The organism is Roseateles sp. GW821-FHT09H10 (assembly GCF_059415865.1).
Window position 1 is genome coordinate 143,510 of sequence record NZ_JBWKOB010000003.1, and the last position, 6,144, is coordinate 149,653.

At 68.3% G+C, this 6,144-nt stretch carries 4 protein-coding genes; all 4 read right to left on the reverse strand.

Going from position 1 to position 6,144, the window contains the following annotated elements:
• Nucleotides 1–17: 17 nt before the first annotated feature.
• Nucleotides 18–1,358, reverse strand: a complete 1,341-nt coding sequence (locus tag AC07OY_RS16315) for a hypothetical protein (protein ID WP_495043659.1) — start codon at nucleotides 1,356–1,358, stop codon at nucleotides 18–20.
• 159 nt (nucleotides 1,359–1,517) lie between these two features.
• A complete protein-coding gene (locus AC07OY_RS16320; protein ID WP_495043660.1) occupies nucleotides 1,518–2,165 on the reverse strand; it encodes a hypothetical protein in 648 nt (215 codons plus the stop codon).
• 122 nt (nucleotides 2,166–2,287) lie between these two features.
• Nucleotides 2,288–3,715 (reverse strand): DUF1501 domain-containing protein, encoded by a 1,428-nt coding sequence (locus AC07OY_RS16325; RefSeq protein WP_495043661.1) that lies wholly within the window; start codon nucleotides 3,713–3,715, stop codon nucleotides 2,288–2,290.
• On the reverse strand, nucleotides 3,712–6,144 hold a 2,433-nt coding region (locus AC07OY_RS16330; RefSeq protein WP_495043662.1), incomplete at its 5' end, for a DUF1800 family protein. The genes AC07OY_RS16330 and AC07OY_RS16325, both read right to left, overlap by 4 nt.

A 6,144-nucleotide genomic window follows, 5' to 3' on the forward strand; every position in this document is an offset into this window, starting at 1 on the left:
GCCGTGCCGGCCGGAGCTCAGTAGGCGAAGACTGGCGGCGTGATTGCCTGCAAGGACTGATTGGTCACGGTCTTTGCCTTGAGCAGCACCGTTGAATAGCGCCAAGAACCCGTTGACTTCATGAATCGGCCGCTACCGGCGCCGGGAATGTAGGTGGCGTTCAGGTCTTTGACGCGAGCCCCGCGATAGGGGTAGTAGTCAATGCCGGCTTGAACGGTGTAGTTCGCCAGATCGCGGTCATCACGGCCGTTGGGGTTCTTCAGAACCAGTCGGTGCCTGACGGAGGCGTAGAGCGCGCTGATGTCGCCGGTGTTCGTGCTGTCGTTCCAGGGCGTGTCGGTCTGATTGAGGCCGCCATGGATGATGTTGTTGCTTGTCGGAGCGAATGCTGCGGTCGACTGAGTAACCACTTTGTAGGTCGTGGCTGTCGTGGACACGGCGATCGCGTTCAGGTCATAGGAGCCGTTCCACTCCGGGTACTTGGCCGATTGGATTTTTTTCCACACTTTGTCCTTGGTGGACAAATACCAAAGCTCGACACCCGTGACTTCGACGGCGGTGTTGGTGGCCTGGTTGCCGCCAACGCCTTCGTAGATGACGAACCAGGTCAGGATGGACTTCCAGTTCTGGTACCGAGTGCCAGGCCAGTTGCTGGGAATCGATTTGCCGTAGGGCTCGGTGTTCATCACGATCAATGGCGCGATGCCCCAACCCGTCTTCGGGGCGCCTGCCGGCTTGACTTCGTGGCCAAGGCCCATGTCGGTCGCGGCGGTCTGCAGTCGTGCCAGGCGATCCTGCACAGACGCGACGTTGGCGACCTGTCCGATCGTCACATTGCTGGTCGTTTGAGCAGACGCTGCAGGGGCTGGAGCTGGTGCTGGTGCCTGTGCCGCTGCCTGCGCGGCAGCTGCGACCACTTGGGCGCCGAGGCTCGCCTGGGCGTTTGCCACCTGTGCAGGCGTCGGGGCGGGAGCCGGTGCAGCCTTGGGTGCCGGCGCAGGCGCTGTCGCAGCCTTGGGCGTGACCACGGTTTCGCCGCCCCTGCCTGCCATCGCATGCGCGGTGGGGCCCGAAGCTGCCTCGTCGGCCGCCGCGGCTTCGGTGGCCGGGCTGGAGGCGGGCGCTGCCGCTGTTTCCGCCGCCGGGGTTTCGGCTGACGTCGGGGCGCTGGCCGGCTCGCTCGCGGCTCCGGCCGAGGCCGTCACGACCGAGGGCGTGCTGGGCGTGACGGCTTGGGAGCCCGAGGTGTCAGCGCTACCGCCGCTGCCGCCGCCGCAACCGGCGATGAGGCTGCATGACGCGATCAGGGCGGCCAACGTGGTCATCGCGGGCTCGCGGGAAGGACGGTGGGTGTTCATGAGGATCTCCCTTGTTGGGCGTGGTACTGCTGCGCCGCAACCAGCATCCGGGCATTGTGGGGCCAGCCTGCCGTAGCCGATGTGCCAGATGTCGCGCTGGCCGGTGGTGTTCCGCGCTTGAAGATGCAAGCTTCCAGCAAGACCTGAAATAGTGCTCGTTCAGCCCCGTGCGCGGCGCAGCCTGGGCAGCAATGCCAGGCCGCTGAGCATGAGCATCCATGTCCCGGGTTCGGGCACCGGCGTCATGGTGGCCCAGTTGATGAATCCCGAGCCGAGGTCGACGACATCGCCGCTCGAATCCCTGAGCTTGGTCAGCTCGAGGGTGACCACGAATGGCACGGTGAGCGCCGCGCTGGTCTCGAAGGTGAAGGTGGTTCGAGCCAGGTTGGCGTAGCTGGTGGAAATGAAGCTGCCCGCTCCACCGAGGGGATCCGCCGCCCACGAACCCTGGATGGCCGTGGGGCCGATGAAGCCGGCACTCGCGGTGCCCTGGGCGCTCAAGCGGGCAACCCAGTCAGCCACCGAGCCAGCGCCGCTGGCCACCGGTGCCGCCAGCGCGTTGTCCCACGAGAGCGTGAACTCGAAGCTGCTGAGGGCTATGGCGGGCCGGGTGCCGAAGTAGAAGGTCGTGCTCACCGTGTCGCCAGGGCTGTAGCTGGCATGGGTGAGATAGAAGGTGACCTCTTCCCAGGAAACGATGGCCTGCGCCGGTTGGGCGCCGGCCAGCGACAGGGCGGCGATGGCGGCCAGCCTGGCAGGGCTGAGGCGCTTGCGGGGTGAGGCGGGACTGCACCGCGAGACTTGCATGGCGAATCCTTTGACCCCGGACCATCCGGGCGGATTCAGTGGACGGCGTGCCGGGCGCGTCCGTCCATCCCTAAACGGCTATTTCCATGGCATATCCGCAGTGTGCCGCGGCAGGCGTGGCCTCAGGCGAACAGGGCCGGTCCTGCGCCGAAGCTGCCGAGGTTGGGCAGCACGATCTGCTGCTCGGCGGCGCTCAGGCCCATCCAGCCTGCCAGGCTGCTGGCCAACTGGGTCACGCCCGTGGTGGGCAGGAGGCGGCCGGCGCTGATGTCGGTGTCGGTGCCGAGGGCGGTGACGGGGAAGTTGCCCAGGATCTGCCGGCCCCGGACGGCGCCGCCAGCCACGAAGTGGTGGCTGCCCCAGCCGTGGTCGCTGCCGTCGCCGTTGCTCAGCAGCGTGCGGCCGAAGTCGGAGGCGGTGAACAGCGTGACGTTGTTCTGCAGGCCGAGGCTGTTCAGCGCGGACATGAAGTAGCTGATCGACTGGGCCACCTGGGCCATCTGGGCGGGCTGGTCGCGCATCTGGTTGTTGTGGGTGTCGAAGCCGCCCATCTGCACCATGAACACCTGGCGCCGCATGCCCAGCGACTGGTTGGCCGCGATCATCTGCAGCACCATGCGCAGCTGGCGGGCCAGGCTGAGCTTGTCCAGCGTGGTGTTGGCCGCGTTGACCTGCGCGATGGCGGTGGCGGGGATGGCGGGTACGTTGACGCCCGACAGCGCCGATTGCAGCGTGGCGTTGGCACTCAGGCCGCGCTGCATCACGCGGGCATATTCCATCTGCACGCGATCGCTGGATGCGGCCGCGTAGGCACGCTGCAAGGCGCTGCCGGCGGTGGAGGAGCCGAACACGCTGGAGCTGGTCATGCTGCTGGCCAGCACGGGGCCTTCCTGGCCGACCTGGTACTGGCTGACCTGGCTGCCCGCCAGGAACACGGCATTGCCGCTGGCCGATACCGCGGTGAACACGGGATGGGCGTTGGCCGACATGAGGATGTCGCCCATGCGTCCGCCCCAGCCCGACGGAGCGCCCTCGGGGGCCAGGCTCTGCCAGGTGGCGGCCTGGTCGTTGTGCGAGAACAGCTTGGCCGGGATGCCAACGCCCGCGAGGTACTCGGCCTTGGTGATGGGCCGGGCCAGCGGCCCCACATTGGCCACGATGGCGGCCTGGCCGGCTTCGTAGCAGTCGCGCAGCGGGGCCAGTTCCACCGGCATGCCGAAACTGCGGCCAGCGGCCTGGCCGGCGGCCGTGATGCCCTGCAGGCGGTTGGCCGCCCAGGCCAGTTCGCCCCGGACGCGGGCGTACTCGGCGTAGCCGGAGGCATCGATGGGCACGACCCAGTTGTGGGTGTCGCTGCCGCCGTTCATGTACAGGCACACCAGCGCCTTGTAGCCGCTGGTGGTGGCTGCATGGCTGCTGAGTGCGGCCATGCCGGCCAGGCCGGTCACGAGGGACAGGCTTTGCTGGGGAATGGCGGCGCTGGCGGCGAGGCCACCGACGGCGCGGAGAAAGCTGCGGCGCGAGGCGTCCGTGCGGATAGGTTGGGTCATCGTTGCACCAGGTATTCGGGAGAGGCCAGGGCCAGGAAGACGGCGACGCGGGCCCGGTTGATGTGGCTGGAGGCGTCGGCACCGCTCACGCTGACCATGGCTTCCATCAGGTCTTGCTTCAGGGTGCTGCTCATGCGGCCGGCATAGAGCAGCAGGTTCAGGTGTTCGATCGCGGCCGTCACCTGACCCGCGGTGACCATCTGGACCAGGGTTTGCATCTGGGCGGTCACGTCGCTCTGTGTGCCGTTCCAGCCCAGGCCATTGCCGGCCATGCGCTCGGCCAGGTTCACCCATTGCGCGGTGGTGGCTTCGCTGACGATCTGCATCGTGGGCACGGTGATGCGCTCGGCGGAGAAGACCGTGTTCGGCGGTACGTAGCCGGGGCGGAAGTAGCCGAACACCGAGCCCGCGTACAACTGGCGCTGGCCCACGGCGCCGAGATCCATGTCGACGGCGTACTGGCCGCTGGCCGAAGTGGCCTGCAGGCTGCGCATCCAGTGCGAGACACGCAGCACCGGCTCGCGCAGCAGGCCCACGCTGCTGGCCGGGGCATTGACGGCCTCGCTGTCCAGCAGGATGGCGCGGGCCACGGCGGCCAGGTCGCCGCGCGCGCCCTTGCCGTTGTTGTTGAACACCGCGGCCACGCGCGCCACGTAGGCATTGCTCGGGTGGCTGCTCACCAGGTGCTGGATGAGCTGGCGGCTGACGAACGGCCCGACGTTGGGGTGGTTGAACAGGGCGTCCAGGGCCATCTTCAGGTCGGCCTGCGCGCTGGCGCCTGCCGGCATGACGACGGCCTGCGGCTTGCCGCTGAACAGGCGCTTCTCGGCCGTCGAGTGCTGGCCCGGGTAGGCCTTCATCGGCTGGATGTCGATGCGGGTGTCGGCGGCTGCGCTGAGGTCGGGGACGGAGTAGCGGAACTTCTGCTCGGTGAGCTGGGCATCGGGGAAGGCCCAGCTCCAGCCCGTGAACACCTTGGACAGGGCCATCACGTCCGCATTGGTGTAGGTCTCGATGGGCTGCCCGTTCGCGTTGAGCTTGGGGCTGCCATCGGCGTTCAGCTCATGCAGGCCGATGGTGAACAGCTGCATGATCTCGCGGGCGAAGTTCTCGTCGGGCGCGCGACCCGAACCGGCGTCTTCGGGACGGTTGCGCATGTGCGAGAGATAGATGCCCATGGCCGGGCTGAGGGCCACCTGCTCCAGCAGGTCGCGGTAGTTGCCCAGCGCATGGCGGTTGAGCGTGTCGACGTACTGGGCGTAGGCGCGGGCGTGGTAGTAGAGGTTGGAGTCGGCCTGCGAGATCATCAGGATCTGGTGCAGTGCAAAGCCCATGCGACGGCGCAGCTGGTCCGGGCTGGTGGCTGCCGAGGTCCAGAAGCGCTGGCCCACCCAGTTGGGCGTGTAGTTGGCGCCGCCGGGACGGTAGCTGTCGCCCAGGTCGAAGCGGGACTGCACGGCGCTGACCATGTCGGCTGCGAAGGGCAGGGCCAGCTGTTCGTCGATCCAGGCGGCCTGGCCGATCTGCACCACCCGGTTCACGTCCGCGAGCGTCGGCCCGAAGCTGGCCTGCTGCAGCAGGCGCGAGGCGGCATGCTGAGCTGCGCTGACGGGCGCCGGCGCGGCCGGAACGTTGATGCGCAGGGCGCCATTGCCGTACATGCCGCCGCTGCTCGCGCTGGTTTCCGATCCGTCCAGTGCGGCCTCGCCGGAGCCGGCATCGAACACCGCATTGCTGGCAAAGGGCACCAGCGTGGTGTCGCCCGTGCGCAGGTATTGCACGAACAGGTTGCGGTCGACGCCGCCGACCGTGGCGTCGTTGGTGTAGACCAGGTCGATGCGGCTGCCCGGCAGGAGCTTGGGCACGGCAAAGCGATAGTCGGTGGGGGTGCCGCTGCGCACTTCGACGCTGCCGACGATCACGCCATCGATGCGCAGTTGCATGACGGCGCCAACGCCACCGGCGACCGTGGCGTAGGCCCGGACGGTGAGCGTGTCGGTGAGGTTGGCGGCGGGCCACGTGGCCGTCAGCACGCCGCCGGCATAGGTGGCGCCGGGGCTGGTGGGGGTGACGAAGGTGGAGCCGGCGATGGCGTAGTGGACGTTGAGCTGGCGCACGGTGCCGCCGGCGATGCCGGGGTTGCCGATGGCCACGGCGATCTTGCTGCCCGGCTTGAGGGCGGTGGTGGGCATCACGAAGTCGGTGGGCGTGGTGCTGGTGACTTCGGTGGCGCTGACGGCCACGCCGTCGACCCACAGGATCATCAGCGCGCCCACGCCGCCGGCAGGCACGGCGCTGGCGCGCACGGTGACGGTGCTGGTGATGTTGGGCTCGGGCCAGGTGCCGCGCAGCGCGCCGGCCCAGTACATGTCGCCGCTGGCGGCGAGGATGTCGACGCCGTCGAAGGCGGCGGCACCGTTGCCACGGTC